General features: G+C 39.5%; 26 protein-coding genes. 9 read left to right on the top strand and 17 right to left on the bottom strand.

What is annotated here, in order from left to right; genetic code table 11:
• The first annotated feature begins 62 nt into the window (after positions 1-62).
• Positions 63-449, top strand: a complete 387-nt coding sequence (gene cueR / locus ACXVWP_RS02425) for a Cu(I)-responsive transcriptional regulator (RefSeq protein WP_297568778.1) — start codon at positions 63-65, stop codon at positions 447-449.
• Positions 450-451: 2 nt separating this feature from the next.
• Here cueR and metJ read toward each other — a convergent pair whose 3' ends face one another.
• The 9 genes from metJ to ACXVWP_RS02380 form a co-directional block, all read right to left on the bottom strand.
• On the bottom strand, positions 452-769 hold the full coding sequence (metJ, locus tag ACXVWP_RS02420) for a met regulon transcriptional regulator MetJ (RefSeq protein ID WP_297568780.1): 318 nt from the start codon (positions 767-769) through the stop codon (positions 452-454).
• 131 nt (positions 770-900) lie between these two features.
• Entirely contained in the window at positions 901-1,788 is an 888-nt protein-coding gene (gene galU / locus ACXVWP_RS02415) for a UTP--glucose-1-phosphate uridylyltransferase GalU (protein WP_111304382.1), read from the bottom strand.
• A gap of 224 nt (positions 1,789-2,012) precedes the next feature.
• The gene (gene csrA, locus ACXVWP_RS02410) at positions 2,013-2,204 is read right to left on the bottom strand and encodes a carbon storage regulator CsrA (protein WP_005698601.1); all 192 of its coding nucleotides are present in this window, start codon (positions 2,202-2,204) and stop codon (positions 2,013-2,015) included.
• Positions 2,205-2,282: 78 nt separating this feature from the next.
• Positions 2,283-4,907, bottom strand: coding sequence for an alanine--tRNA ligase (gene alaS / locus ACXVWP_RS02405; protein WP_329506645.1), 2,625 nt, complete (start codon positions 4,905-4,907; stop codon positions 2,283-2,285).
• A gap of 187 nt (positions 4,908-5,094) precedes the next feature.
• The gene (gene uspA, locus ACXVWP_RS02400; RefSeq protein ID WP_289901525.1) at positions 5,095-5,520 is read right to left on the bottom strand and encodes a universal stress protein UspA; all 426 of its coding nucleotides are present in this window, start codon (positions 5,518-5,520) and stop codon (positions 5,095-5,097) included.
• A gap of 104 nt (positions 5,521-5,624) precedes the next feature.
• Entirely contained in the window at positions 5,625-6,917 is a 1,293-nt protein-coding gene (gene pepP, locus ACXVWP_RS02395; protein WP_297568791.1) for a Xaa-Pro aminopeptidase, read from the bottom strand.
• Positions 6,918-6,929: 12 nt separating this feature from the next.
• Complete coding sequence (locus tag ACXVWP_RS02390) at positions 6,930-7,478, bottom strand: YecA/YgfB family protein (RefSeq protein ID WP_297568793.1); 549 nt, start codon at positions 7,476-7,478, stop codon at positions 6,930-6,932.
• A gap of 110 nt (positions 7,479-7,588) precedes the next feature.
• Positions 7,589-9,235: a chaperonin GroEL gene (gene groL, locus ACXVWP_RS02385; protein ID WP_065244178.1), complete on the bottom strand. Its 1,647-nt coding sequence runs from the start codon at positions 9,233-9,235 to the stop codon at positions 7,589-7,591.
• Between the two features lie 22 nt (positions 9,236-9,257).
• Entirely contained in the window at positions 9,258-9,548 is a 291-nt protein-coding gene (locus ACXVWP_RS02380; protein WP_126470663.1) for a co-chaperone GroES, read from the bottom strand.
• Between the two features lie 168 nt (positions 9,549-9,716).
• Between ACXVWP_RS02380 and ureA the strand changes: the two genes are divergently transcribed.
• The 8 genes from ureA (at position 9,717) to aspA (ending at position 16,615) form a co-directional block, all read left to right on the top strand.
• Positions 9,717-10,019 carry an urease subunit gamma gene (gene ureA / locus ACXVWP_RS02375; protein WP_049356356.1) on the top strand — a complete coding sequence of 101 codons (303 nt, stop codon included), beginning with the start codon at positions 9,717-9,719 and terminating at the stop codon, positions 10,017-10,019.
• Between the two features lie 76 nt (positions 10,020-10,095).
• Positions 10,096-10,401, top strand: a complete 306-nt coding sequence (gene ureB, locus ACXVWP_RS02370) for an urease subunit beta (protein WP_289901529.1) — start codon at positions 10,096-10,098, stop codon at positions 10,399-10,401.
• An 11-nt stretch (positions 10,402-10,412) separates the two neighbouring features.
• Positions 10,413-12,131 carry an urease subunit alpha gene (gene ureC / locus ACXVWP_RS02365; RefSeq protein WP_289901530.1) on the top strand — a complete coding sequence of 573 codons (1,719 nt, stop codon included), beginning with the start codon at positions 10,413-10,415 and terminating at the stop codon, positions 12,129-12,131.
• 69 nt (positions 12,132-12,200) lie between these two features.
• Positions 12,201-12,758: an urease accessory protein UreE gene (gene ureE, locus ACXVWP_RS02360; RefSeq protein ID WP_126470655.1), complete on the top strand. Its 558-nt coding sequence runs from the start codon at positions 12,201-12,203 to the stop codon at positions 12,756-12,758.
• Positions 12,743-13,450, top strand: coding sequence for an urease accessory protein UreF (locus ACXVWP_RS02355; protein WP_289901531.1), 708 nt, complete (start codon positions 12,743-12,745; stop codon positions 13,448-13,450). The genes ureE and ACXVWP_RS02355 overlap by 16 nt, the downstream gene beginning before the upstream one ends.
• Positions 13,451-13,534: 84 nt before the next feature.
• A complete protein-coding gene (ureG, locus tag ACXVWP_RS02350) occupies positions 13,535-14,170 on the top strand; it encodes an urease accessory protein UreG (RefSeq protein WP_126470651.1) in 636 nt (211 codons plus the stop codon).
• Positions 14,171-14,223: 53 nt separating this feature from the next.
• The gene (locus ACXVWP_RS02345) at positions 14,224-15,036 is read left to right on the top strand and encodes an urease accessory protein UreD (RefSeq protein ID WP_297568806.1); all 813 of its coding nucleotides are present in this window, start codon (positions 14,224-14,226) and stop codon (positions 15,034-15,036) included.
• Positions 15,037-15,196: 160 nt separating this feature from the next.
• The gene (gene aspA / locus ACXVWP_RS02340) at positions 15,197-16,615 is read left to right on the top strand and encodes an aspartate ammonia-lyase (RefSeq protein ID WP_049356345.1); all 1,419 of its coding nucleotides are present in this window, start codon (positions 15,197-15,199) and stop codon (positions 16,613-16,615) included.
• Between the two features lie 54 nt (positions 16,616-16,669).
• Here the strand turns inward: aspA and ACXVWP_RS02335 are convergent, their stop codons facing one another.
• The 8 genes from ACXVWP_RS02335 to bamA all read right to left on the bottom strand — a co-directional run bounded on the left by ACXVWP_RS02335 (position 16,670) and on the right by bamA (position 25,913).
• The gene (locus ACXVWP_RS02335; protein ID WP_289901533.1) at positions 16,670-18,526 is read right to left on the bottom strand and encodes an SLC13 family permease; all 1,857 of its coding nucleotides are present in this window, start codon (positions 18,524-18,526) and stop codon (positions 16,670-16,672) included.
• A gap of 34 nt (positions 18,527-18,560) precedes the next feature.
• Positions 18,561-19,163 (bottom strand): ribonuclease HII, encoded by a 603-nt coding sequence (gene rnhB / locus ACXVWP_RS02330; RefSeq protein WP_289901534.1) that lies wholly within the window; start codon positions 19,161-19,163, stop codon positions 18,561-18,563.
• Positions 19,156-20,325 carry a lipid-A-disaccharide synthase gene (lpxB, locus tag ACXVWP_RS02325; RefSeq protein WP_297568810.1) on the bottom strand — a complete coding sequence of 390 codons (1,170 nt, stop codon included), beginning with the start codon at positions 20,323-20,325 and terminating at the stop codon, positions 19,156-19,158. The genes rnhB and lpxB overlap by 8 nt, the downstream gene beginning before the upstream one ends.
• Before the next feature lie 95 nt (positions 20,326-20,420).
• Positions 20,421-21,209, bottom strand: a complete 789-nt coding sequence (gene lpxA / locus ACXVWP_RS02320; protein WP_128787711.1) for an acyl-ACP--UDP-N-acetylglucosamine O-acyltransferase — start codon at positions 21,207-21,209, stop codon at positions 20,421-20,423.
• Between the two features lie 23 nt (positions 21,210-21,232).
• Entirely contained in the window at positions 21,233-21,682 is a 450-nt protein-coding gene (fabZ, locus tag ACXVWP_RS02315; protein ID WP_128787712.1) for a 3-hydroxyacyl-ACP dehydratase FabZ, read from the bottom strand.
• A gap of 96 nt (positions 21,683-21,778) precedes the next feature.
• Positions 21,779-22,804 carry a UDP-3-O-(3-hydroxymyristoyl)glucosamine N-acyltransferase gene (gene lpxD / locus ACXVWP_RS02310; protein ID WP_297568815.1) on the bottom strand — a complete coding sequence of 342 codons (1,026 nt, stop codon included), beginning with the start codon at positions 22,802-22,804 and terminating at the stop codon, positions 21,779-21,781.
• Between the two features lie 12 nt (positions 22,805-22,816).
• Positions 22,817-23,425, bottom strand: coding sequence for an OmpH/Skp family outer membrane protein (locus ACXVWP_RS02305; protein ID WP_297568817.1), 609 nt, complete (start codon positions 23,423-23,425; stop codon positions 22,817-22,819).
• Positions 23,426-23,525: 100 nt separating this feature from the next.
• Positions 23,526-25,913 carry an outer membrane protein assembly factor BamA gene (gene bamA / locus ACXVWP_RS02300; protein WP_297568819.1) on the bottom strand — a complete coding sequence of 796 codons (2,388 nt, stop codon included), beginning with the start codon at positions 25,911-25,913 and terminating at the stop codon, positions 23,526-23,528.
• Positions 25,914-25,922 lie beyond the last annotated feature (9 nt).

The raw sequence follows: 25,922 nt of genomic DNA, 5'->3' as shown, positions 1-25,922 counted from the left end.
GATATAGATTGAAATTAAGCTTACTATAAACCTTAACATAAGGTTAAGGTCAAGTTTTTTTTATGAATATCAGTGAAGTAGCAAAATTAGTCGGTTTATCAAGTAAACAAATTCGGGATTATGAGAAATCTGGCTTATTAAAACCTGCACAACGCAGCCTTTCTGGCTATCGCCATTATGAAGAAAAGGATTTAGAACGACTACGTTTTATTCGTCACTCTCGAGATGTAGGGTTTTCACTCCAACAAATTCGCCAGCTTTTGCAATTACAAGATAATCCCAATCGTAGTAGCCGAGAAGTGAAAGCACTCACGACGCAACATATAAAAATGTTGAATGAACAAATTTATCACTTGCAAAAAATGGTAGAGGAATTAGAACGATGGCATAACGCTTGTCAGGGCAATGAATGCCCTGAATGCAGTATTTTGGAAGGATTAAAAGGATAAAATTAATATTCCCAGATTTCAGGATCAATGCCTAAATCACACATGATCTTTTTAGCATTTTCAGGAATCTCATCATGGCGTTCTTTCATTAAATCCGCATCCGTCGGTAATGGCTGCCCCGTAAAAGCATGCAAGAATGCCTCACAAAGCAATTCACTATTTGTTGCATGGCGCAAACTTTTCAGCTGACGACGTGTACGCTCATTCGTCAAAATTTCCAATACTTTAATTGGAATAGAAACGGTAATTTTTTTGACTTGCTCGCTCTTTTTGCCATGTTCTGCATAAGGGCTAATATATTTGCCATCCCAGTTTGCCATAATGCACCTTAAATAACCTGATAATTTGTCTGTATTTTAATGAAAAATAAGCAAAATAACAATCTAGACGGCTAAAAGTATAGCAATCTAGATAAGATAAATAAAAACCACCTTTCGGTGGTTTCAATCAATTATAAGGTTTTTACAAGATCTTTTAGGAAAGCTTTAAACTCTTTGCCTAATTTATCATGACGAAGACCATATTCTACAAAAGCTTCCATATAGCCAATCTTATCACCACAGTCAAAGCTTCTTCCAGTCATATGGAATGCTTCAACAATCTCTTTCTCTATAAGCATATCGATCGCATCCGTTAATTGGATTTCATCCCCCACACCAACAGGTGTTCTTTCTAATAAATCCCAGATTTCAGCAGAGAATACATAACGACCTACAACCGCAAGATTTGATGGTGCATCTTCAACAGAGGGTTTTTCAACAATGCTGTTAATTTTGACGCTATCACCACCTTTTAACTCTACGCCACCACAATCAGCAATACCATAGCTACTCACTTCATCAGCGGAAACAGGCGCTACCATAATTTGGCTCGCTTTGGTTTCTTTGAAACGTTTAATCATCGCAGAAAGATTTTCTTTCTTTTGATTTGCCGTAAAATCCGCTAAAAGCACATCAGGTAACACCACTGCAAATGGCTCATTTCCAACAACTGGGCGACCACATAACACCGCATGCCCCAAACCTTTCGCATTGCCCTGACGAACATGCATAATAGTTACATCTTTAGGGCAAATAGAACGCACCTCTTCTAGAAGCTGGCGTTTAACACGTTTCTCTAACATTGTTTCCAACTCAAAAGACGTATCAAAGTGGTTTTCAATGGCATTTTTAGATGAATGTGTAACTAACACAATCTCTTTGATGCCTGCAGCCACACATTCATTCACAACATATTGAATCAGTGGTTTATCCACAAGCGTTAACATTTCTTTTGGAATCGCTTTTGTTGCTGGCAACATACGAGTACCTAAACCAGCTACGGGAATAATTGCTTTCATTAATTTTCCTTTTTGTTTAAATATTCAATGACCACACTTCTTGAACAAAAGTGCGGTCATTATTTATTAAATATTAATAGATTCAAGTTGGAAAAGTTCCTTCTCTACCTTTTATGACTCAAATTTCCGTTATTTAAAATTTTGCAAACCAACGGGTTTAATTTTCGAAAGAACGTTAATTAAAGTATAAACAGAATGTCAAAACATTCATAAAACTCGTACACCTAAGATGTACCATCTACATGTTCATCTTTTGACTGCAGAATTCGTTGGTAAATTTCCTCTCGGTGAACGGATACTTCTTTAGGTGCTTGTACACCGAGTTTGACTTGATTTCCACGTACACTCAAAACCGTGATAGAAATATCGTCTCCAATAAGAACACTTTCGCCAACTTTTCGAGTTAAGATTAACATCTTTTATCTCCTTAGTTTGCATTTATTAGATATCCCTATCAATCAAGTAAAGATCGGCATCCCACCGACCTGCTTGTACTACAGATTATTGCTTAACCAGTTTTGTGCGACTGTTAATGCTAGGCCCACGTTTTCTGGTTGGGAGCCTCCTGCCATTGCCATATCAGGGCGACCACCGCCTTTTCCACCAACTTGCTGAGCCATTAAATTCACTAGCTCACCAGCCTTCACTTTAGTAGTTAAGTCGCTTGTTACGCCAACGACGAGGTTGACTTTATCATCTAAAATAGATGCAAATACAATTACGCCTGAACCAAGTTGATTTTTTAAATTATCAACCATCACACGTAACGATTTAGTTTCAATTCCGTCTAGTTGATGTACGATTACAGAAACATCATTAATTTTAATCGCACTTTTCACTAAATCGGATCCCGCTTGCATTGCGGCTTTTTCTTTTAATCCTTGTAATTCTTTTTCTGCTTTCTTCGCTTTATCTTGAAGTTGCTGAATCTTCTCAACAAGGGTATTAACGTCAGATTTAAATAAATCTGCACTTTGAGCAAGAATGCGTTGTTGATTATGTAACCAATTCATTGCATTTTCACCCGTTACCGCTTCAATACGACGAACACCTGCTGCAACTGCAGTTTCCGCCACAATTTTAAATAAACCGATATCACCAGTACGTTTAGCATGAATGCCACCACAAAGTTCAACGGAGAAATCACCCATTGTTAAAACACGTACCACATCAGCATATTTTTCACCGAATAACGCCATTGCACCTTTCGCTTTTGCCGCTTCGATATCCATTACGTCCGTTTGAACCACATAATTCTCACGTACTTTTTGGTTTACCAAGGTTTCAATTTCGTTAAGCTGTGCTTTGGTAATCGCTTCCGGATGGGCAAAGTCAAAACGTAATGCGGTATCGGATACTAATGATCCTTTTTGCACTACATGGTGACCTAAAACTTGACGCAACGCGGCATGTAATAAGTGTGTTGCAGAATGGTTAAGTGACGTTTGATGACGTCTTGCTGCATCCACAACCGCATTGACCGTTTGTCCGACTTTTAAACTGCCTTGTTCTAACTCACCAATATGACCGAATACTTGACCATATTTTTGAGTATCTTTTACATTAAACTGAATACCTTGAGCGGTTAAATAACCACTGTCACCAATTTGGCCACCCGATTCTGCATAGAATGGAGTGTTTTCTAAAATCACCACGGCACTTTGACCTGCAGTAATACTCTCTACTGATTTACCATCATGGAAAAGTGCGGTCACTTTGGCTAAAGATTCTGATTCAGTATAACCTTCAAATTTCGTTTCACCTTCTACACGAATAACATTGTTGTAATCCATGCCGAATTGGCTTGCAGATTGTGCGCGTAAACGTTGTGCTTCCATTTCACGCTCAAAACCTGCTTCATCAATTGCAATATCACGTTCACGACATACGTCTGCGGTTAAATCAAGTGGGAAGCCATAAGTATCATAAAGTTTAAAGGCAACTTCACCTGACAACACACCATCTTTCACTTGAGCTAGCGCATTATCTAACAAGCTTAATCCGCGCTCTAATGTACGAGCAAATTGTTCTTCTTCTAAACGAAGTAATTTTTCGACATTGGCTTGTTTTTCTTTAACTTCTTTTCCTGCTTCTGCCATGACTTCAATTAAGGTTGGCACAAGTTTATAGAAGAACGCTTCTTTTGCCCCTAACAAGTGACCATGACGTACTGCACGACGAATAATACGACGCAATACATAACCGCGACCTTCGTTTGATGGAATCACGCCATCTGCAATTAAATATGCACAAGAACGAATGTGGTCTGCAATTACGCGTAATGATTTATTAGTTAAATCTGTTGTTCCTACGATTTCTGCGGTTTTTGCAATTAATTTTTGGAAAATATCGATCTCATAGTTAGAATTTACGTGCTGTAATACGGCAGAAATACGCTCTAAACCCATCCCCGTATCAACCGATGGACGTGGTAATTTTTCCATGGTACCGTCTGCTAGACGGTTAAATTGCATGAATACCACGTTCCAAATTTCAATATAGCGGTCACCATCTTCTTCTGGTGAGCCTGGAGGTCCACCCCAAATGTGATCACCGTGATCGTAGAAAATTTCAGTACATGGACCACAAGGACCTGTGTCACCCATTGCCCAGAAGTTATCTGATGCATAAGGCGCACCTTTGTTATCACCGATACGAATAATACGCGCTGCTGGCACACCAACCTCTTTATGCCAAATATCATAAGCTTCATTATCAGTTTCATACACGGTGACCCATAATTTTTCTTTTGGTAACCCAAGCCATTGTGGAGAAGTTAAATACTCCCACGCAAAATTAATCGCATCATGTTTGAAATAGTCGCCAAAACTGAAGTTACCGAGCATTTCAAAGAAAGTATGGTGACGCGCCGTATAACCGACGTTTTCTAAGTCATTATGCTTACCACCTGCTCGCACACAACGTTGTGCAGTTGTCGCACGTGAGTAAGGACGTTTGTCCATACCAAGGAACACGTCTTTAAATTGATTCATCCCGGCATTGGTAAAAAGCAATGTCGGATCGTTTTCAGGCACAAGCGAACCGCTTTCGACGACCTGATGTCCTTTGCTATGGAAAAAATCAAGGAATGACTGTCTAATTTCTGCTGTTGTTTTCATTGATAAAACCTTGTGTCTCTATCTCGATCACGATTTATAAAATAAGCTTACTATTCTTGCACATTTTGCCCTAGAGAAAAAGGCTTTTTCACTGATATTAAAAAAGAAAACCGCACTCTACTGCATTAATTGAGAAGTGCGGTTAAAATTTACGTTATTTTAATAGGGCTAAAATAATTTTTGATCACTATTCGTCGCGAAGTGGCACAACCAACATATCAATTTTAATGGTATTCATCACCTGGCGTGTTGAAGACATTAATTTACTCCAGAAATCTTGGTGATGACCTGTCACGAGTAGATCTACATCATACTGTTCAATAGCATCTGTCAAAACTTGACCTAGATCACCGCTACCACTCAATTTTTCTTTCACTGGATAACCCGCATGTTCCGCTAAATTAATTAGCGCTTTTTGGGTTTCACTCGAAATTCTATCTTGCATGGATGACATATTGATATCAATTAAACCAGTATAGAGATCCGAGAAGTTTACATCTACATGGATAATGGAAAGTTGCGCATCATTGCGTTTTGCAATTCCCACGGCTTTTTTGAGTAGAAATTCACTTTCATCAGAAAGATCTACCGCCACTAAAACGTGTTTATACATAATCAACTCCTTACTGATTTAATTGACCTTTTGTTATCTAGTTGCATAGTAGCACTTTGGCGACAGGAAAAACTTGCACTAGATCACAATTTTGAGAATTCTTCTCAATTTTTCATTAAATTTTCAATGTCATCGATTTCTTTTGGTGCCGCCGCGGTCAGATTTTTATTACCATATTCAGTCATCAGCAAATTATCCTCAATACGCACACCAATGCCTTTATATTGAGCTGGCACATCCGCCTCTTCTGAAATATAAATACCTGGCTCAACAGTGATGATCATCCCCACTTCAAGCGTGCGGCTACGATCATCATCATAGTGGCCAACATCGTGCACATCCAAGCCAAGCCAATGGCCTAAACCATGCATATAAAATTGACGATAAGCTTTTTCTTCAATCAGCTTATCTACATCCCCTTTCAAGATACCTAAATCCACCAAGCCTTGAGTCTTAATACGAATCACTTCGTCATTCGCCAATTTAATTGAATTTCCTGGCACTAATAGCTCAATCGCGCGTTTTTGTGCTTTTAAGACTAATTCATAAATCTCACGTTGAGGCTGGGTAAATTTACCATTTACAGGGAACGTACGTGTGATATCACCCGCATACATTGCAAACTCACAACCTGCATCAATTAACACTAGATCGCCATCTTTTAATGGTTGATCATTTTCAGTGTAGTGCAAAATACAGGCATTGTCGCCTCCCGCAATAATCGAATTGTAAGACGGGAATCTTGCACCATGACGATTAAATTCATGTAGAATTTCGCTTTCAATTTCATATTCAAAACGATTTGGACGAGTCACTTGCATCGCTTTAATATGTCCAAATGCTGTAATTTGTCCAGCTTGCTGCATTAATCGAATTTCATTTGGTGATTTAATTAAGCGCATCCCACTTAACATCGGCTGCCAATCAAAAACAGCGTAAAATTTCACCGCACTTTCAGCTATTAATTTATCGCCCCAAGGATGGCGAGCTGCCACATGATAAAGTGCGGTCAATTTTTCCGTTAATTTTGAAAATTCAGTTTTGAAATCATCAATAGAATAGGCTTCATCAACATTGAGTTTTTGCGGTGCTCGCTCAACACCTAATCGGCGACCATGCCAGGTTTCAAGCAAAGGATCTCGCGGACGAAGAAATACAACCGCCTTTTCCGCATCTTCCGTTTTAATCAATAACAACACTGCATTTGGCTCATTAAAACCCGTTAAATACCAAAAGTAACTGTCTTGACGAAAAGGAAAATCACAGTCGTTATTACGACGTTTTTCAATTTCGGAAAATAGCAACAAGGCAGAATTTGGCTGCATTTGAGCTAACACTTTTTGACGACGTTCAGTAAATTCCTCTTGCGGTAATGCCGCCATGTATGCGAGATCCATGTTTCGCTCCTTTTAATGTAATATCGGTTTTATTTCTTGTGCATCATCGTTGAAATGCGTGTAAAACAACATCGCAATGGTGCGAACATATTCAATAATTTCTTCTAAGGCTTCAGCAAGCTCTTCTTCGTCATCTTCTTCATCATAACCAAGCTGACAAATATCTTGTAAATCATCTACCGCTTCGCCAATTTCACCTTTTTCTTTATCCAATTCTGTCTGAACAAGACCTAAGCCCAGTAAAAATTGGTTTGCCCAGTCTGATAAACTGTCTGCACGGGCAAACACGCTCTCATCTTCTGTTAAGCCCAATTCAAAATCAAACCCTTTTACATCCCCTAAGGTTTTACCTATCTGCTCATAGATTTCGGTAATTGGCTGAATTAATGAGGTTGGATAGGCGTGGTTATCGTTACTGAATTGATATAAAAGCGGTAACCAGCTTTGATCTTTCAGTCCACCACAAATTAAGCCACTCAAAAAACCATGTAATTCAGTCGCATTAATACCAATACCAGCAGATTTGAGTTGTTGATTAAGTTCAGTTTGGGAAATTGTCATTGTTATACCTATAAAATCATCGAAAACCATTAAAGTGTAGCACCACACAAATAAAAATGCGATCGCATTTCTATAAAGAAAACGATCGCACTTTCTTTCGCAAAGGGGAATTACATCATTCCGCCCATGCCTCCCATACCGCCCATGCCGGCAGCACCTAAATCGGCTTTATCATCTTTTGGAAGATCGGTGACCATACATTCTGTGGTGATCATTAAGCCCGCTACAGAAGCCGCGAATTGTAACGCTGAACGAGTGACTTTAGTTGGATCTAAAATACCCATTTCGATCATATCACCGTACTGTTCAGTACCCGCGTTATAACCGAAGTTTCCTTCGCCATTTTTAACCGCACTTGCCACGACCGATGCTTCTTCACCTGCGTTAGTGACGATTTGACGAAGTGGCGCTTCCATTGCACGTAATGCAAGTTTGATACCTACATCTTGTTCTTCGTTATCACCTTTTAAGGTTGCAGCCACTTTGCCAGCTGCACGAACTAAGGCTACACCACCACCTGCAACAATACCTTCTTCAACTGCTGCACGAGTTGCGTGTAACGCATCATCCACACGATCTTTTTTCTCTTTCATTTCAACTTCAGTTGCTGCACCGACTTTGATTACAGCCACACCGCCGGCAAGTTTAGCCACTCGTTCTTGAAGTTTTTCTTTGTCGTAATCAGACGTTGATTCTTCGATTTGTTGACGAATTTGAGCCACACGACCTTTGATTTGTGCTTCATCACCTACACCATCGATAATAGTGGTATTGTCTTTGTTGATGACTACACGTTTTGCTTGACCTAAATCTTCTAATGTCGCTTTTTCAAGTTCCATACCGATTTCTTCAGAAATCACGGTACCCGCTGTTAAGATCGCAATATCTTGTAACATTGCTTTACGACGATCACCAAAGCCTGGCGCTTTTACTGCAGCCACTTTTACGATACCGCGCATGGTATTCACCACTAAGGTTGCAAGTGCTTCACCTTCGATATCTTCAGCGATAATTAATAATGGTTTACCCGCTTTTGCCACACCTTCTAATACTGGAAGTAATTCGCGAATGTTTGATACTTTTTTATCTACTAAAAGAATGTATGGGTTATCTAATTCAACCGTTGCCGTTTCTGGTTTGTTAATGAAATAAGGTGATAAGTAACCACGATCGAATTGCATCCCTTCCACAACGGCTAATTCATCGTCAAGACCTGTACCGTCTTCTACAGTAATCACGCCTTCTTTACCCACTTTTTCCATTGCTTGAGCAATTAATTGACCCACAATGCTGTCAGAGTTAGCCGAAATTGTCCCTACTTGCTCAATTTCTTTAGAAGTTTCACAAGGTTTAGATAAATTTTTAAGCTCAGAAACAACCGCACTTACCGCTTTATCGATACCGCGTTTTAAATCCATTGGATTCATACCTGCCGCCACAGCTTTTAAACCTTCATTTACAATAGCTTGAGCAAGTACTGTTGCAGTTGTTGTACCATCACCGGCTGCATCATTAGCTTTAGAGGCAACCTCTTTCACCATTTGTGCACCCATGTTTTCAAATTTATCTTCTAATTCAATTTCACGTGCGACAGATACACCATCTTTGGTGATGGTTGGTGCACCAAATGATTTATCTAAAATGACATTACGACCTTTAGGGCCAAGGGTCACTTTTACTGCATCGGCTAATACATTCACGCCTTTAAGCATTTTTACGCGTGCATCGTTACCAAATTTTACATCTTTTGCTGCCATTTTCTTTTTTCCTTAATTTAAATTATTCCACAATCGCCAAAATATCGTTTTCAGAAATGATTAACACTTCTTCATCATCGATCTTTTCACTTTTTACGCCATAACCATCATTGAAAATGACCGTATCGCCAACTTTTACATCTAAAGGTTGAACGGTACCATTTTCCAAAATACGACCTTTACCCACTGCCAATACTTTCGCACGGGTTGATTTAGTCGCTGCAGAACCGGTTAATACGATACCACCAGCTGAACGGGTTTCGACTTCTTCACGTTTAACGATTACACGATCGTGTAAAGGACGAATATTCATGATTAATTTCCTTCTTAAGAATTGATAAATACTATTCCTATATGAGGAGAGTTTTTTTCATTTCAAGGGTTATATATTAAAAAAATTTAATAAAATACTTTTCCTATTTAACTTTTTTTACGTAAAATTCATCGTACTTTACATAATACAAAAATAAGGAAAAACAGAATGCATTTAACCTCAAGAGAACAAGAAAAATTAATGCTCTTTTTAGCTGGTGAACTTGCAGCAAAACGTAAAGCTCGTGGCGTAAAATTAAACTATCCTGAGGCAATCGCGTACATTGCCAGCCATTTACAAGAAGCGGCAAGAGATGGTATGAGTGTGGCGGAAGTCATGCAATATGGAGCAACCCTACTCACCGTTGAAGATGTGATGGAAGGCGTCGCTGAGATGGTACACGAAGTACAAATTGAAGCAACTTTCCCAGATGGGACGAAACTTGTTACCGTGCATAATCCAATCAGATAACCGTAGGGTGGGCTTTAGCCCACCAAAATAAAAATATCAATGGTGGGCTAAAGCCCACCCTACAAGGAACCAAGATATGATCCCAGGTGAATACCAATTAGCCGAAGGCGATATTCTCGCTAATGCCGGCAGAAAAACAGTGATAATCGAAGTAACCAATTCAGGCGACCGTCCAATCCAAGTCGGTTCCCATTACCATTTTTTTGAGACCAATAATGCCCTTAAATTTGACCGCACTTTAGCGCGCGGAATGCGTTTAAATGTGCCATCTGGCAATGCAATACGTTTTGAACCGGGTGAAGTGAAATCCGTAGAATTAGTCGCATTTGGTGGAAAAGAAACCATTTATGGCTTTCATAATCAAATTGATGGCAAATTATAAGGTAGAGAAAAATGTCATTAACAATTTCAAGAGCACAATATGTCGCAACTTATGGTCCAACCGTCGGCGATAGAGTCCGTTTAGGCGATACCAATTTATGGGCAACCATTGAACAAGATTTATTGACCAAAGGTGATGAATGTAAATTTGGTGGCGGTAAAAGTGTGCGCGACGGCATGGCGCAAAGCGGTACCGCAACTCGTGATAATTCAAATGTATTGGATTTTGTGATTACCAATGTGATGATCATTGATGCTAAATTAGGCATTATCAAAGCCGATATTGGTATTCGCGATGGGCGTATTGTCGGCATCGGTCAAGCAGGCAACCCAGACACCATGGATAACGTCACGCCAAATATGATTATCGGTGCAAGCACGGAAGTACATAATGGCGCACATTTAATTGCGACCGCAGGCGGTATTGATACCCACATTCACTTTATTTGTCCGCAACAAGCGCAACATGCGATTGAAAGCGGAGTTACCACGTTAATTGGTGGCGGAACAGGCCCTGCTGATGGTACACACGCGACCACTTGCACACCGGGTGCATGGTATATGGAACGCATGTTCCAAGCAGCAGAAGCACTGCCTGTAAACGTAGGTTTTTTTGGTAAAGGAAACTGTTCAACTTTAGATCCACTACGTGAGCAAATTGAAGCAGGCGCATTAGGTCTAAAAATCCATGAAGACTGGGGTGCAACGCCAGCTGTGATTGATTCTGCCTTAAAAGTGGCTGATGAAATGGATATTCAAGTGGCAATTCATACCGACACGCTAAATGAAAGTGGCTTCTTAGAAGATACCATGAAAGCGATTGATGGACGTGTGATTCACACCTTCCATACCGAAGGTGCGGGTGGCGGTCATGCGCCTGACATTATTAAAGCTGCGATGTATCCAAACGTATTACCCGCTTCAACCAACCCAACTCGTCCGTTTACCAAAAACACTATTGATGAACATTTAGATATGTTGATGGTTTGCCATCACTTAGATAAACGCGTACCGGAAGACGTAGCTTTTGCCGATAGCCGTATCCGCCCTGAAACCATTGCTGCAGAAGATATTTTGCATGATATGGGCGTGTTCTCGATTATGAGTTCTGACTCTCAAGCGATGGGACGTATTGGCGAGGTAGTGATTCGCACATGGCAAACCGCAGATAAAATGAAAATGCAACGTGGTGAGCTAGGCAATGAAGGAAACGATAACTTCCGTATTAAACGCTACATTGCAAAATACACTATTAACCCGGCAATTGCACATGGTATTGCGGATCATATTGGTTCGTTAGAAGTGGGTAAAATCGCAGATATCGTGTTGTGGAAACCTATGTTCTTTGGGGTAAAACCGGAAGTGGTCATTAAAAAAGGCTTTATTAGCTACGCTAAAATGGGCGATCCAAATGCCTCTATTCCAACACCGCAACCTGTATTCTACCGTCCAATGTATGGTGCACAAGGCTTAGCCACAGCACAAACCGCGGTATTCTTTATTTCACAAGCCGCTGAAAAAGCCGATATTCGTGCAAGATTCGGTTTACACAAAGAAACCATTGCGGTGAAAGGCTGCCGCAACGTAGGTAAAAAAGATCTCGTTCACAACAATGCTACGCCTGAAATCACGGTGGATCCAGAACGCTATGAAGTGCGTGTAGATGGTGAGCTCATTACTTGCGAACCTGTGGATACGGTGCCATTAGGACAACGGTATTTCTTGTTCTAATAAAAATACACACTATTCAATAATAAAGACAGTGCGTGTATAACACGCACTACTTTCGAATTTATAAATATGAAAATCATCAACCCTATTCTGCCTATTATGGATACCGTTTTAGGCGATTTAGCTAGTCTTCAAGCTGAAGGCAAAATTACACATCAAACTATAGAATGTGTAGCATTACATTGGTATGAAAGTGAGCGCAATATTCTGCGTAAAACCACAAATACGGGGCGTGAAGTGGCATTTCGCTTGCTAAAAGAAGGACAACGTTTAAAACACGATGATGTGGTTTTTATCAGTGATGAATTAGTGATTGCGATTGAAATTTTACCGAGTGAAGTCATTCTACTTTCGCCGAAAACCTTGCCTGAAATGGCTCGCGCTTGTTATGAAATTGGCAATAAACATTCACCGCTCTTTTTAGATGGTGATGAAGTCACGTTGCCTTACGATAAGCCTATGTTTGAATGGTTAGACGCGGCAGGGTTTAACCCACAAAAAGCAGAGCGTCGTTTGAGCCAAGCCTTAAGAGCAAATTCTGCACAAGGACACGGGCATTCGCATAGCCATACGCACGATCATCATGGCTATCACCATCATGGAGACGGCAATTGGCACCAACATTAAACCGAAGCCTGACAGATTTAGGCGCATTGTTGCACTTGGTTGACCCCACTTTACCAATCGGCGGCTTTAACCATTCAAACGGTTTAGAAACCTTTGTTCAGCAAGGCGTTGTTTCGACTAAAGCAAGTCTTGAAGAATATGTTCAAACGCAGTTATTGCAGAACTGGATATATAATGATGGATCGTATCTTTCCCTCGCATTTGATGCAATGACTGCCAATGATTTTAACCGTTTGTGTGAATTAGACCATTCGTTATCTGCGACCAAAATTGCGCGAGAAAGCCGCGAAGGCAGTTTCAAGCTCGGCGTGCGGTTATTAAAAATTTTTATCCGCTATGAACAACATCCAATGTTGAGCCAATTTCAGCAAGCGATTCAAAATAAAGCCGTGCAAGGCTATTTCCCGATTGTGTTTGCTATGGTGGCGCAAGCGATGGGGCTCAGCAAAGCGGATACCTTGTATGCGTTCTACTACAATGCAGCAGTCGGCACCATTACCAATGGCGTAAAACTCATTCCCCTTAGTCAAATGGACGGGCAAGATATTTTGTTCGATTTACGAGCATCTCTTGTTCAAGCTGTGGAATTAAGTTTAGAACCCGATTTAGATTGGCTGGGTGCTGCAACGCTTGCGAATGATATACGAGCAATGCAACACGAAGTACTTTATACGCGACTTTATATGTCGTAAGTGCGATCATTTTTTATTGAGATTTTACTATCACAGAGGTGCTTATGGGCTTTTTCTGTGATCATCGAAAACGAAAGGAACATTATGCGTAACTACATTAAAATTGGCGTGGCAGGCCCTGTTGGCGCGGGCAAAACTGCCTTAATTGAAAAACTGACTCGTGAAATGGCGAGTCAATATAGCGTGGCAGTGATTACTAACGATATTTACACCCAAGAAGATGCGGAATTTTTAACTAAAAATAGTTTACTTCCGCCAGAGCGAATTATGGGGGTTGAGACAGGTGGTTGCCCACATACGGCAATTCGTGAGGATGCCTCAATGAATTTAGAAGCGGTTGATGAAATGGTGGCGCGTTTTCCTGATGTGGAAATTGTCTTTATTGAATCCGGTGGTGATAACTTATCGGCAACTTTTAGCCCCGATTTAGCAGATGTGACAATTTTCGTGATTGACGTTGCACAAGGTGAAAAAATCCCGCGTAAAGGTGGACCGGGTATTACTCGTTCTGATTTATTAGTGATTAACAAAACAGACCTTGCACCATTCGTTGGTGCGGATTTAAGCGTCATGGAACATGATGCACGCCGTATGCGTAACGGCCAACCGTTTATCTTTACCAACTTAATGAAGAAAGAAAATTTAGACGGTGTGATTGGCTGGATTGAAAAATATGCGTTGTTGAAGAACGTAGAAGAGCCGAAAGCATTAGTGAGATAAAGAGTCCTCCCCTCTCTTTTAAAGAGGGGAGTTTTTTACAAATTGAAAAGATTATGAATAGTACCCTCAAACTTTCAACCAAACTTTCCTCAAACGGCAAAACTCAACTTGATGAATACTTTGCGACGCCACCTTTTAAAGTAATGACATTGTCTGCTTACGCCGATTCTTGGGAAAATGGACTTAGCGCAATGCAAATGTCTTCTTCGCCAGGGTTATTAGCTGGGGATCGAGTTGATATTCAAATAAAACTTGCAAGATCGACCGCTCTTTCTTTAAATACTCAGGCTTTCAGTCGTGTTCAGTCGATGAATGAGGACTATTTTGCTCAACAAAATACGTTCATTCAACTTGAAGAGAAGAGCCGTTTATTTTATTTGCCCCACCCATTGGTATTACATAAGGATTCTGCATTCAAACAAAAAACATTCATCAATATGCAATCTGGGAGTACGCTAATTTATGGTGAAATTGTGGCGATTGGACGAGTAGCAAATGATGAACGTTTTGAGTTTCGCCAATTTTCTTCTCATCTGAAAGTTCAGCTTTTGCAAAATAATGGGCAAACTAAACCGCTTGTATTGGATTGTATTCAATGGCAACCAGCACAAATGAAATTGACCGCATTAAGCCAAATGGAGGATTTTTCACATCAAGGCTCATTGGTTTATCTCAATTTGCAGAAAACACCAACTGAAGTTAAACAAATCGTCCAAACACTTCAACAGCAGGAATGCGAGAAATCACTACTTATTGGCGTTTCTCAATTAAATGAAGGAGGGCTTATTGTTAGAGTACTTGGGCATCGTGCTGAACTCATTCAAAAGCTCTTTGAGAAGATCGGTGAGCAATTAAAATCAGCATAAAATTAATATTGCCAGGTGATCTTCCCCTAAAAAAATTTATGCGAGAAATGAAAATATCTCTTATACGTCTTATTTGAAATGTGATCCATGTCAAATTTATTTTCTATGTAAATTCCTATAATTACCTCAAATTAATTAACAACCAAAAAAGGTGATTAAAATGACTCAATACAGAAAAGAAGTGGATTTATTAGGTGAACGTGATGTGCCAGCAGATGCGTACTGGGGGATTCATACATTAAGAGCGGTAGAAAATTTCAATATTTCTAACGTAACCATTTCTGACGTGCCTGAGTTTGTACGTGGCATGGTAATGGTGAAAAAAGCAACGGCTTTAGCCAATGGCGAATTAGGTGCAATTCCAAGTGATATTGCAAAAGCGATTGTAGCAGCTTGTGATGAAATCCTTACCACTGGGAAATGCTTAGATCAATTCCCATCAGATGTATATCAAGGTGGTGCAGGTACGTCTGTCAATATGAATACCAATGAAGTGGTTGCTAACCTTGCCCTTGAAAAAATTGGTCATAAAAAGGGCGAATATAACGTAATTAACCCAATGGACCACGTTAATGCAAGCCAATCAACCAATGATGCGTATCCTACCGGTTTCCGTATTGCGGTGTATAACAGCATCCTAAAATTGATCGATAAAATTCAATATTTACACGACGGTTTTGATAATAAAGCAAAAGAGTTTGCGAACATCTTAAAAATGGGTCGTACTCAATTGCAAGATGCAGTGCCAATGACTGTTGGTCAAGAATTTAAAGCTTTCGCCGTATTACTTGAAGAAGAAGTGCGTAACTTAAAACGTACCGCTGAGTTACTCCTTGAAGTAAACCTTGGTGCAACGGCAATCGGTACTGGTTTAAATACGCCACAAGGCTATACAGAATTAGTTGTAAAACACCTTGCTGAAGTGACTGGATTAGCTTGCGTACCGGCAGAAAACTTAATCGAAGCAACATCTGACTGTGGTGCTTATGTCATGGTTCATGGTGCATTAAAACGTACTGCTGTGAAACTTTCTAAAGTATGTAATGACTTACGTTTACTCTCTTCTGGTCCACGTGCTGGTATTAAAGAAATTAACTTACCTGAATTACAAGCTGGCTCTTCTATCATGCCGGCAAAAGTCAACCCAGTTGTTCCAGAAGTGGTGAACCAAGTATGCTTTAAAGTAATTGGTAACGATACCACTGTGACCTTCGCATCTGAAGCAGGTCAATTACAATTGAACGTAATGGAACCCGTGATTGGTCAAGCAATGTTCGAATCTATCGATATCTTAACTAATGCTTGTGTGAACTTACGTGATAAATGCGTGGATGGCATCACTGTAAACAAAGAAATTTGTGAAAACTACGTATTTAACTCAATCGGTATCGTGACTTACTTAAATCCATTTATCGGTCACCACAACGGCGACTTAGTGGGTAAAATCTGTGCGCAAACAGGTAAAGGCGTACGTGAAGTTGTGTTAGAAAAAGGTTTATTAACAGAAGAGCAATTAGATGACATTCTTTCTGTAGAAAACTTAATGAATCCAACTTATAAAGCGAAATTAAATAAATAATCTCGCTGAGAGATAAAAAGAGCGGTCAACTTTGATTTGACTGCTCTTTTTCATTTAAAATGGAAACAGTATTGGCACAATAAAAACAGTGACTAACATAACAATTAAAGTAAAAGGTACGCCTATTTTAATAAAGTCAGCAAATTTATAGCCACCAGGTCCAATTACCATAGTATTCACTGGAGAGGAAACTGGCGTCATAAAAGCAGCTGAAGCGGCAATTGCCACAACCATCGCAAATGGTACTGGAGAAACATTAAGCTGTGTAGCAAGAGAAATCGCAATCGGTGCCATCAAAATTGCTGTAGCCGTGTTCGAAATAAACAATCCAACTAATGCACAAAAAATAAAAAGTACAATCAATACGGGATACATTCCCCATCCATCAATAATTTGGGTCAGCCATTTTACGGCCAATTCAACCCCACCTGTTTTTTGAAGTGCAGTCGAAAATGGCATCATTCCAATAATCAAGATGAGGCTTGGCCATTGAATGGAATTGTATGCACTTTTTGCATCAATACATCCAAAATAAGCCAACATTAAACAGGCTATTAATGCTGCAATGACATTTGGAACAACGCCTGAAACCATTAATAATACCATGACCAAAATGGATAGTAAGGCAAACGGTGCTTGGCGCTGAGCAGGCAGTGCGCGTTCCATTTCCTTCGGATAATTCAATACCAGAAAATCTTTCCGACGATCGCGCATTGCTTGAATAAGTCGCCAATCACCGATTACCAAAAGCAAATCGCCTGAACAAAATTTTTCTTTATTAAAGGCATCACTCAGTACTACACCATCCCGTTTAATACCAACGACATTTAAGCCATATTTTGTACGAAATTGTAACTCAGCTGTCGTTTTTCCTATACAAATGGAATCTGGTACAATAATCAATTTAGCCATTCCAATAGAACGTGCTTGCTGATCAAAAGACTGCGATTTAATTTCAGCAGGCTCTAAATGAAATTCTTGGCAAAATAGGGAAAAATTGAAATCAGAGCGTTCCAAATTGACCATAAGAATATCTTTTGCCTTTATCTCTGACGTGCCAAGTGGCATAGTATAGCTTGGACGAAAGTGTTTCCATCGTTCAATCGCTAGCACATTGAGTTGATAGCTAGAACGCAAATGCAATTGATCTAAGGTTTTACCAACGAAAGGTGACATACTTTTCACAACTAAACGCTTGGTGCGATCTTTCAAACCATATTCATCAATTAACTCACTCATGGAACTTTGTTTGGTCTCTTGATTACTATTATCATTACGAACAGAAAGCCATCGACGAATAATGAGCATATAACCTATGCCAAGTACTAATATCAACACGCCAATCGGAGTGAAATCAAAAAACTCAAACCGAAGATGAGTCTCTTTAACTAACTCTGCATTCACGACAAGATTAGGGGCTGTTGCAATTAATGTCATCATCCCGCTGATTAACCCAGCCACACTTAATGGCATCATTAATCGTTTTGGTGAAATGTTCATTTGTCGACAAATCATGATAACAACAGGAATAAACACGGCAACTACGCCCGTTGAACTCATAAATGCCCCCAATCCAGCCACAGAAAGCATTAGCAAAATAAGCACCTTAGCTTCACTATTTCCTGCCACTTTCAAAATACCATCGCTTACATGATAAGCGATCCCTGTTCGGACTAAACTCTCACCCACAATGAAGAGTAAGGCGATTAATATAATATTAGGATCACTAAAGCCTACGAAAATCTCTTGGGTACTCAGAATTCCGCTTAGATAAAGAAAGAGCATCACCAATAATGCCACCACATCCATACGAATTTTATTATGCACGAATAAAATAATAGCAGCCATAAGCAACATTAATGTCAAAAATAATGGACTTACCCAAAGTGCATGATCAAAAATGGTATTCATACTCTATCCTTTAATCTTATAATCTTCTTTCTAATTACTTTTCTATACCTAACGCTTTCTTTACAGGAGAAAAACTACGACGATACTCGGGTAAAGGACCAAGCTCCGCTAATTTTTCTAAATGTAATTTGGTAGGGTAACCTTTATGTTGAGCAAAGGCATATTTAGGATACTTCTTATCTAATTCCTCCATTTCCTGATCTCGTGCGACTTTTGCCAAAATAGAGGCGGCGCTAATTTCAGCCACAAGTGAATCCCCTTTCACTACGGCCTGTGCAGGCAAATCAAGATTAGATGGAATACGATTACCATCCACCAGCACAAAGTGCGGTTGAATTTTTAACGCTTTTACTGCTCGTTCCATGGCTAACATAGAGGCATGCAGAATATTCAACTCATCGATCTCTGCTGACTCTGCTCGTCCCATTGCCCAGGCCAAGGCTTTCTCTTTAATTTCTGCTGCGAGTGCACGGCGTTTTTTCTCGCTAAGCTTTTTAGAATCTGCCAAACCAGTAATTGGATTATTCGGATCTAATATCACTGCAGCTGTTACAACTGCCCCTACTAAAGGGCCGCGTCCAACTTCATCCACTCCGGCAAATAATTGATAACCTTCAGGATAAACAAAATCAGTCATGTTTTTGCTCCAATGAATCAATCACAGCTTGTGCGGCTTGGCTATCCGCATCACATTGAATTAATTTATGTAATTCAGTAAAACGTTGAATTAAAACATGGCGAGATTTGACCGCACTTTCGTCATCGCCCAAATACTGAGAAAGTTGTTCTGCCAATTTTTGCGGTTCGCAATCTTCTTGAATCATTTCTGGCACAAGCATTTCATTCGCTAACAAATTAGGCAATGAAATATATTTTGTTTTGACCAATCGTTTTGCCAAGAAATACGTGAACGGTTTCATTCGATAGCCCACCACCATTGGCGATTTACACAACATCGCCTCAAGCGCCGCAGTCCCCGAAGCAAGCAAAGTTACTTCAGCGGCAATCATCACTTGGCGTGCTTTACCATCAATTAAATGCATATCGAGATCAGGGGCAATCTGAGCCTTTATTTCCTCAAATTGCTGGCGACTTTTTTCATTCACCAAAGGAACTAAAAACTGCAAGTCTGGATATTTTTCTTTTAATAACAAAGCGGTTTTTAGAAATGGTTCAGTCAGAAACTCGACTTCACTACCACGGCTTCCCACTAAAATGGCAAGATAACGTCCTTTTTCATCAATACCTAAGGTTTGGCAAGCTTCTGTTCGATTTGGTTTTAATGGGATGGTATCCGCCATGGTATGCCCAATAAAACGGCAAGGTACATTAAAACGATCATAAAAGGCTTTTTCAAAAGGAAGAAAGGCTAATACTTGATGGGTTGCTTTAGCAATTTTATAAATACGATTTTGACGCCAAGCCCAGACAGATGGACTCACGTAATGAATGGTTTTAATCCCTTTTTCTTTTAATTTCAGTTCAACGGTAAGATTAAAATCTGGTGCATCAATACCAATAAATACATCCGGTTTAATCGCAGAAAGTTGTTCGATGATACTGCGACGAATTTTAAGCAATCGAGGTAAATGTTTAAGCACTTCTACTAAGCCCATCACGGAAAGCTCTTCCATATCAAAAAAGCTTTCAAAACCCTGAGCAATCATTCGCTTACCACCAATCCCGACAAACTTAGCTTGCGGATAGTGGCGTTTAAGCGCTTGGATGAGACCAGCACCAAGAATATCGCCAGAGACCTCACCGGCAACAATCGCAATAGTCGGATTTTCTTTTATCATTAAATTTATCCTAAAAAACGACCGCACTTTGAGCAAATCATAGTGCGGTCTCTTTGTCATTCATCGTTTTCTCTTAACGAGAAAAGAAACATTAATTAACGAATAATGCCACGAGTAGAACGTTTGAAGAACTCCACAAAGAAACTAATTGCAGATTCAGTTTGTGCAATTTGTTCAATTTCTGGCAATACTTCTTCAAGGGTTTTACCGCTACGGTAAATCATTTTATAGACGTTACGAATCGCATGCATGGTTGGTTTATCAAAACCACGACGTTTTAATCCCTCAAGGTTTACACCAAAAGGTTGCGCATGGTTACCTTGTGCCATCACATAAGGCGGCACATCTTGGCTAACCATAGAGCCACCACCTAGCATTACGTGCGCACCGACGATCACAAATTGATGGATCGCAGACATACCACCAACAATCACGAAATCATCCAATTCAACGTGACCTGCAAGGGTTGCATTGTTTGCCAAAATACAGTTATTTTTAATTTGGCAATCATGGGCAACGTGGACATTGATCATCAATAAGTTGTTATTACCAATACGTGTTACACCACCACCTTGGATAGTACCGCGGTGAATTGTCACATGTTCACGAATAAGGTTGCCATTACCAATAATGGTTTTAGTTGCTTCGCCTTTATATTTTAAATCTTGGTTGACTTCACCAATGCTAGCGAATTGATAAATCTGGTTATCTTCGCCAATCACGGTGTCGCCTTTCACGACAATGTGAGAATTTAAAACGGTACGCGCTTTAATCTCAACGCTCCCTTCAATAATACAGAAAGGACCGATAACAACGTCTTCGCCAATAACTGCGCCATCATCAACAAGCGCGGTTGGGTGAATTTTTGCACTTGGGTGGATCATACTTACCCCTTAATTTTCTTTAATTATCGACGAGCACACATTAATTTGGCTTCACAAGCTACTTCACCGTTTACAGTTGCAATACCCGTAAATGCTGTAATACCACGACGTTCTCTAATCACTTGAACGTTCAATTCCATTTGATCTCCAGGTAATACCGGGCGTTTGAAACGCGCTTCATCAATACCTGCGAAATAGAATAATTCGCCACCTTTTAATTCATGGGTTTTAAATGCAAGTAATCCCATTGATTGTGCCAAAGCTTCAAGAATTAACACCCCGGGTAAAATTGGTTCTCCAGGGAAATGACCGGTAAAACAAGGTTCGTTTACGCTGATATTTTTAATTGCTTTTAACCATTCACCTTCTTTGTAGTCTAACACACGATCCACTAATAAAAATGGATAACGATGTGGCAATAAGGTCATAATTTCTTTTGCTTCAATTACTTTACTTGCTTGATTCTCTGACACGTCTAATACCTTTAAAATAAATAATAATAAAACACTGAGATTATACGATATTTCTGTATAAAAATAAAACGCACCCTAGGGTACGTTTTAAAAATCTTAGCCAAGTTTTTTCTCAAGGGCTTTCAGGCGTTTATTCATACCATCAATCCCCAAAGTCAGTGCAGCTGTTTTTCGCCACTCTTTATTGGTTTGTAATGGAATACCCGATGAGTAAACGCCTGGTTCAGTAATTGGACGCATTACCATCCCCATGCCAGTCACGGTTACTTTATCACAGATTTCCATGTGCCCATTGATCACACTTGCTCCGCCAATCAAACAATAACACCCCACTTTTAGACTACCCGCCATAATGACACCGCCAGCGACTGCTGTACCTGTGCCGATATGAACATTATGCGCAATTTGACAAAGGTTATCAATGATGACGTTATCTTCAATGACTGTCGCATCTAAGGCGCCACGGTCAATACAAGTGCAAGCACCGATTTCAACATTATTACCAATGATCACTTGACCAACTTGTGGAATTTTCACCCAGCGGCCACGATCATTTGCATAGCCAAAACCATCACTACCAATCACAGCACCTGATTGAATTAAGCAATTTTGTCCAATTTCTACTTCATGATAAACGCTTACATTTGCCCAAAGCTGTGTACCTGCACCAATTTTGGTGAATTTACCCACAAAACAACCCGCACCAATAATCACGTTATCGCCTAATACAACACCTTCTTCAATAACGGCATTTGCGCCAATTGAGACATTTTCACCAATTGACGCTTTTTCAGAAATAACCGCACTTGGGTGGATATTTTGAGCCGCTTTCGGAGTGGTATCCATATATTGAGCTAATACGGCGTAAGCAACATAAGGATCTTTGACGATAAGTAAGTTACTTTCAGGTGAGCAAAATTCCACATCCGCTTCTGACACCACAAGAATACCTGCTTTAGATTCAGCTAATAAAGGTCGAAATTTTGCATTAGAAATGAATGTAAGCTGATTTGCATCTGCTTTTGAAAGAGCAGCAATACTATTAACGACAACGTCGGCGTTACCGCGAAGAGTACCGCCGACCTTTATTGCTAATTCCTGTAAAGAATAGGATTTTTGCATTATGAGAACCTATTATTTTTTCTCTTCAGTTTTTGCTGGAGCTGCTTTTTCAGTTGCAGGAATAGATTTTAATACTTCTTCAGTAATATCTTTACCATCTACCGCAAACACAACAGAATTAGCATCTAAAACATAAGTATAACCTTTTGTTTTAGCTAAATCATTAGTTGCAACTTGGATACTTTCTAATAATTTAGCACGCTCTTCTGCTTGACGTTTTTCATTTTGCTCTTGGAATTCTGCTACTTTTTTATCTTGCTCTTCCATCAATTTATTTAGCTTAACTTCTTCATCTGAACCAAATTTAGTAATTTCATCTTGGCGTTTTTGAATTTCAGCTTGACGTAAACGAGGTGCATCTTTTTGTAAAGAGGCAATTTTAGCTTCTACTTTTTTACGCGATGCTACGATTTTCTCATCAATTTCTTTTTTGCTTGCTGCAAGTTTATCGGCTTTTGGCTTAAATTCTGCATCTAACTTGTCTGCAACAGCCTGGCGATCCGGATGATTTTGGAATAAGTAGCCAGCATTAATGAATGCAATATTTTCATCTGCAGCGGCAAAACCGGATGCCAACGCAAGACCTACAGATAACGCTGTTACTTTTACTACGTTTTTCATATTTTAATATCCTTAAATGAGTTTAATAAACTTTTCTGTATCAGCTAATATGCTGACACAGAAAAAATTTTGACTTAAATAATACACTAAAGTTCAACCTTTAAAATGCACCACCAATACTGAATTGGAATTGTTCTACATCATCATTCTCATATTTTTTGATTGGTTTTGCATAAGAGAAAATCAACGGTCCAATCGGAGATTGCCACTGAAAACCGACCCCAGCAGATGCACGGACTCGACCAAACTTACCATAATCGGGTAAGTTTGTAAGAAGGGCTGATGGAAGCCCTTCCCTATCAGATTTCCATTTTGTATTCCATACACTTGCTGCATCAACAAATAATGAAGTTCTCACATTATTCTGATTTTTATCTGACACAAAAGGAGTTGGAATAATTAACTCGACACTCGCCGTAGTCATCGCATTACCACCAATTACATCAGTACTTGAAACCCAACCTTGGTTACCATAACTATCTTTTTGCCAATATATCGCATTTGGGCCAACTGCTCCATATGAAAAACCTCGTAGTGATCCAATTCCACCGGCACTATACAACTGGTAAAAAGGTACTCGCTTATTACTCAAACCATTAGCATAAGCCGCACTTGCTTTACCTGATAATACCCAAAGGTGCTGACGATCTAATGGATAATATCCTTGAATATCTGCACTTAACTTGTAATACTTATTATCCGAACCAGGAACGGTAATGCGTCCACCAATACTTGCCTTCACCCCTTTAGTTGGTAAATAGCCCCGATTTAAGCTGTTATAATTCCACCCGAATGAAACATCAAAATCGTTGGTTTTAATTGAGTTACCATCTAAATTCATAGACTTCATATATAGGTTACGATTGTATTCAGTAGCAAAATTACTGATCTTATTATAGGCGTAACCTAATCCCAAATAATATGAGTTGTTCTCATTAACTGGGAATCCTAATGTGACATTACCACCGTAAGTTGTACGTTTATAGGTTGATGAAGTATCACTTTTCGAGTTATCATAAGTTTCATAGAATACGTTTCCACCTAAACTTACCCCATCTTTAGTAAAGTATGGTTCTGTATAACCCAAGTTTACACTTGTACCATAGTCATTACGTGTACCAGCTAAACTTACCGCAGCACCAGTTCCCAAGAAGTTATCTTGTTTCACACTTGCTTGATAGCTGATACCACTCTCTGTACCATAACCGATACCAAAGTTAATACTACCAGTATTACGTTCTCTTACTTTATATACGACATCTACTTCATCGTTAGAACCAGGAATGGGTTCAATACGATTTTCTACGCTCTCAAAGAAACCTGTTCTATCTAAACGTACTTTACCTAACTCAACTAATTGTGAGTTATACCAACTCCCTTCTTGCTGACGCATTTCTTGACGCAATGTGCTATCTGCAGAAACCGTATTACCTTCAAAACGAACTTGACGTACAGATAAACGACGTCCTGCATCAACGACAAAGGTTAATGCTAATGTTTTATTTGCATCATCAAAAGTTGGTACAGTATTCACTGTTGCACTACCGTAACCACGTTCACCTAATTTATCTTTAATTAAGCTTTCTACATTTTGCACATCCGCACGACTGAATGTATCGTTTAAGTGAAGTTGACCTAATAATGGTTGTAATTCATCAGCCATACCACCTAAGTTACCGACAATACGAGCAGAACTTAAATTGTATTTTTCACCTTCACTTACATCAATAGTCACATCTGCTTTTGTATGTTCTTCATTTAATTGAACATCTGTTTTTGTCACTCTGGCTTTGGCATAACCATTATTTTGGTAGTAGTCTTGGATAGCTTGAATATCTTTATCAAACTGAGAACCATCAAACTTATTACCCCAAAGCTTCCACCAAGCATCTGGTTGGAGCTCCATTTGCTCCTGTAACTTACTACTTGAAATGGCCTCATTTCCATTAAAAGTAACAGAGTGAAGTTTTGCTGTATCATCCTCATCAATTTGAAGGGTAATTTCTGCACGGTTATTTGGCAAAGTTGTCACAATAGGTTCAACTTTCGCATTATAACGACCTACACTCTTATAATGTTCTCTTAAGGTTTTCGCAAACTCTTCTAATTTTGCTCGATTTAGTACATCACCACTTTTAAAACCATTCGCATCAAGATTTTGTTTTAACGCTTCAGTTGGAACAACTGAATTACCTTTAATATGTACTTCAGAAATAATAGGCTTAGCAATAACGCTTACAACTAAATCATCACCATCTTGGAAAGCTTTAACATCATCAAACTGCCCACTGATGAACAATGAACGTACAATATTAGCCACATCTTGATCCGTTACACGCTGACCGCTACGAACGGGAAGACTTGCTAAAATTTGCTGTTCTAAGTCTCCTTGAACGCCATCAATACGAATGTCTTTCGCTACAAATGGTGTCGCAAATACACTCGTTGTAGTACCGAATAATAAACTTGCGATTAGAAGTTTTTTCATCGACTTTAT

The sequence above is a fragment of the Haemophilus sp. SZY H56 genome (assembly GCF_054332415.1).
Note: the sequence above shows the minus strand (reverse complement) of the source record. Positions and strands in the feature narration are given on the sequence as shown.